This window comes from Pseudomonas sp. AU11447, assembly GCF_001672555.2.
Classification (GTDB): Bacteria; Pseudomonadota; Gammaproteobacteria; order Pseudomonadales; family Pseudomonadaceae; genus Pseudomonas; species Pseudomonas nitroreducens.
In genome coordinates this window covers 1-4,111 of the sequence record NZ_LZDG02000007.1, presented here as the reverse complement: position 1 = coordinate 4,111, position 4,111 = coordinate 1, and the positions used below count along the sequence as shown (strand labels likewise).

The window sequence follows — 4,111 nt, the reverse complement described above, 5'->3', positions numbered from 1 at the left end:
AAAGCCAGGCTTGATGCCCTTGGCGCGCAGCCAATCTAGCGCCTCCTTTGGCACTGGAACCTGAGGCTGATCTGTCGTCAAAGCGCGTCCCTCGCATCACCCAGGGCTCGCGCCTTGAAGCTCGCGGAGGCCAGCGCCTCGATCAGCGCAGCAGGGTCCATCTCATCGAGCAGCCCCGTGAGCCCGGCCTTGAACTCGTCGAAGTCCTTAGCCTTGTCGGCCAGCGCCTGGATGGGATCGAGCACCGGGCGAATCAGAGGCTCCCAGTCGCTCAGGTCGTCGTCGGCCAGCTGGTCCAGCTCGTCGCGCTGCAGCTGTTCGGCGTTCAGGGCCAGGCGCTGCCTGCTGCAGCCGTGACAGCAGGTCTGCTCATGGTTCAGGGCCGGGGTAAATGCGCCAGCCTCCGGGCGAAGGACCGCAGCGCCGGCCTCGGGGGTCGCCAAGCCGAACTTGTCCCGAATCTCGTCAGCACTGACCTGCAGGCCACGATCAATGAACGGCGCCAGGGCATCGGCAAGGGCCTTGAGGTCCTCGGGCTCCGTGACCTGCAGCACCGCCTTGGGGTAAACCTTCTGCGGACCAAAGTTCAGATCGACGAATACGCGCACATGGTCGCGGTTCACCGTGGCGGCCAGTTGCTTGGCGTCGGCCTTCAGGATGTCCTTGCGGACTTCGTTGTGGACGTTCGCCTGGCTCTGGCTGGACCCATCGTCAGTGGTCATGGTTTGGCCCAGGACGGCCTTGCTGATCTGTTTGTCCAGCCACTCGGCCAGCTTCTCGAACAGCTCGGCACCACCCGCCGCGTTGGCGATTTCCTGGAAGTCGATTCTCATGCCGGCCGGCAGTACCGCCGCCGCATCGGCCGCCAGCTGGGCCACGGCGCGGCGCAGCACGGCGATGTCGTCTGGCTTCGCAGCGGCATCATAACGGCCGATCCGCAGCGGGATGCCGTACAGCTCGGCGTAGCGCATCCAGTCCTTCTGACCGAAAGCCTTGCACATGAACGCCACAGCCACCAGGCGCGCCACACCGCCCCGAATAGCGAGGCCAGACTTGAGCCGTGGCGTGTGGACCAGGAGCCGATCAGACGGCAACTCGGTCAGGGTTCCGTCCAGCTGCAGCAGCTGCAGGCGCTCGCCGGTTTCCCGGTCGAACTGGAACCAGCGCGGGTCGCGGTGCTTGTAGGCCTTGGGCCAGAGCTTGCCGTCGCGGTACTCCCACAGCGGCTCGACGACCGAATAGCCCTTGCCGATGGCGTCCAGGAGGTCATCGAGCATGTCGCCGAACTGCGGCGCCTCCACCAGCTGGCGCACCGCGTCGGCGATTTCCTCGTCACGCGGGTCACTGCTGGCCGCCTCGACGGCGATGGTGAGGCCAGACACCGCGCGCTTTCGCGTGCCCAGGACCGCCGCATAGTGCGGGTCCTTCTCTTCCATTTCCTCGGCCAGGGTCAGGTAGTCCCGCGCATCGCCCTGGGCGGCCGCCTGCAGGATGGTGCGGAGCCGGCCAGGATCAATGCTGGTGGCGATGCTGTCCGTCGACCAGGCCTGGCGCACGCCAGTAACGCTGGCGTGTACCACCTCGTCCAGGATGTTGACCTTCGGGATCGGGCGCCCGGCGCTATCGAGAATGGGGGAATCGGCCATTACAGAACACCTCCGATGCCCCAGCCAAGGGACACCTGGTCATCGTCGTCATTGGTTCGGGTGCCGGGCTTGGGCACCTGGTGAAAGGCATAGGTCCAGCCGGCCACATGATTGAGCGCGGCGAAGTTCATCAGCGCGCCAGCGATAGCACCGTCACCGTGGCGCACCAGGTCGGCGTCCTTGAGGTCCTTTCGCTCCAGCTTTGGCACCATCGGAATGCCGTCGATGAACTCCACGGCCCGGTGGTCATCCTCCAGGGAGGCGTCCCGAGGTAGGGAGATGAAGCCGTCCTGGAACAGATCGATGTACTTGGGCATCCACTCGCCGTACCACGCCCTGGAGAGCGTGATTTCGTGGATGTTGCCGCCTTCCCAGCGCCCCTCGTCCTTGTTCCACACGGCGCGGCCGTAGCGGTCGCCGGTGTACTCCATGAGAATCAGGCCAGGGCCGCTGGCATCTCCGGCGAAGGTCCATTGCCGCTTCCCATTCTTGAGCCAGTCGAGCATTGACCAGAGGATTTGCTCTTGCTGTCGGGTAGGTGCGTTGGCCAGCTCGATCACGAAAGGCACATCGCGCCGCAGGTCCTGGGTGATTCGTGCGGGCGTGATGACCGAGAAGTGCCGGTGCCGCGCGAAGTCCATGCCCACAGCCCAGCGGCCCTCGAATCCCTCGGCAACCTTCTCCAGTTCGGGCAGCAGCTTGAGAGCGCACCAGGTGGCGCCCCACACCTCACGCTCTCGCTCGGAGCGCTTGGGGAAGTCATCGTCGAAGACGATGCGCAGGATCGGCCGACCTTCCTCAGACATAGCGCGCTCGATCCAGACACCAGGAATGCCCGAGCCATCGCCATCCCTGGGGATCACGTCCAGCTCTTCACGCATGGCGGCCTTGCGCGGGCCGTAGGCCGAGCGGATCGCGGTGTACCAGTCGCGCTTGCCCTCGGCGGTGGCCACGGCGCCACGCATGAAGCAGGCCCGCTCATACAGACCATTGGCCACGGCGTCGTCGAAGGAGATGCGGATACACCTGGCTTTCTTGCCATAGCGCCCCGCGTTCACGTCCTGGACCAACTGGTTGAAAGCGTTCTTCTTCCCTCGGTGGGACGACCAGACACGAATACGTCCGCCCCAGATCAGCAGCGCGGTGGCCGACTCTAGGACGTGACTGACGTTTTTGTGCAGCGCGGCCTCGTCGATGTCGACCTGGCCCTGCAGGCCGTGGATGTTCTCCGGCCTGGACGACAGGGCCGTCACCCGGAAGCCACTGGCGAAGCGCACGCGGAACGCCTGGATTTCGCGGCTGCTGCCATCCTCCAGTTGGTCCGTGAAAATGTGTTGCTCAACCATCGTGCATTGGCCGCGCGCCACGATCTGCGCGAACTTGCCGACGTAGCCGATGAACTCCAGGCCCTTTTCCTTGGTGTCGGCCATGTACCAGATATTGGAGCCCCCGGCGTCCTTGGCAGACGCGGCGGTGATGGTGTCGGTCAGGGCCTGGGCGAAGGTGATGCCGGTCCGGCGTCCTTTCTCACACACGGCAATGTCCAGGTCCTGCTGCATGCTGATCCATTCGGCCTGGTGGGCCATCAACACGCCCGAGGCCCTGGGATCGAAGTCAGCAGGAAGCGCACGGACGGCCGCAGGAAGCTCTTCCCAGTCGACAAGCCGCTCGGTATCCGGCAGCGCTGCAGGAACCGCCATGGTCACATCCCCTTGAGTACTTGCTCGCGCCAGTAGCTGGCTTCCTCGGCGCTCAAGCCTCGGGCCTGGGCGGCGTTGTCGATGCGGTCGGCCGCTTCCTGGAGCGCCGTGCGGCGTACCTCGGCCTCGGCGGCGTACTTCTTCTGCACCACGGAGGCCTTGACCAGCTCGGCCACGGTCTTGCCGACCTTGCTGATGTCGAGCTTGCCCTCGGAGGACAGTAGGAGGCTGAAGAGCTTCTCCTGGGTCAGTCGCACCAGGGCTTCGTTGACTGCGCCGTCATCGTCGGGCGCCACGGCAACCACAGCCTGGGCCTGATCGCGGGCCATCTTGAGGGCAGCCAGGCGCTCTTCGAAGTTCTGGCCATAGGTGTGCAGGGCTGACTTGCCGATGCTGAAGCCACGCGCCTCCAGCTCGGCCGAGAGCGCCTCATAGCCGGAGAAGTTGGACTCCACCAGCGCCTGGTCCAGCCAGGCCTTAACCTTGGCCGGCAGTTGCTTGACCTTCGAACGGGGCGGCATGTCAGGTGCCCCCGTTTGCCCAGTATTTCTCAGGGCGCGCGATACCGGGGTGGCACTCGATGGTGTACTCGGCGATGTCGACGCCGTAGTGGGTGAGGCCGCAAATCCACTGGCCGCTGGGTTTCTTGTCCAGTGTGACCAGGCTGCGGTCCTTGAGGTAGTCCAGTTCCTTGCGCAGCTCCAGCGGCGTGGCGTCCGGGTAGATTCCCTGGATCGTGCATAGCGCGACGGTTTCGTGCGGGTC

General features: G+C 65.0%; 4 protein-coding genes. All 4 read right to left on the bottom strand.

Going from position 1 to position 4,111, the window contains the following annotated elements; all coding sequences use genetic code 11:
• Positions 1-77 precede the first annotated feature (77 nt).
• On the bottom strand, positions 78-1,646 hold the full coding sequence (locus A6723_RS00050; protein ID WP_054906974.1) for a DUF935 domain-containing protein: 1,569 nt from the start codon (positions 1,644-1,646) through the stop codon (positions 78-80).
• On the bottom strand, positions 1,646-3,346 hold the full coding sequence (locus A6723_RS00045) for a hypothetical protein (protein ID WP_054906975.1): 1,701 nt from the start codon (positions 3,344-3,346) through the stop codon (positions 1,646-1,648). The genes A6723_RS00050 and A6723_RS00045 overlap by 1 nt, the downstream gene beginning before the upstream one ends.
• 2 nt (positions 3,347-3,348) lie before the next feature.
• The gene (locus A6723_RS00040; protein WP_054906976.1) at positions 3,349-3,867 is read right to left on the bottom strand and encodes a DUF3486 family protein; all 519 of its coding nucleotides are present in this window, start codon (positions 3,865-3,867) and stop codon (positions 3,349-3,351) included.
• A 1-nt stretch (position 3,868) separates the two neighbouring features.
• A partial coding sequence (locus tag A6723_RS00035) for a hypothetical protein (RefSeq protein ID WP_064979527.1) occupies positions 3,869-4,111 on the bottom strand: 243 nt, incomplete at its 5' end.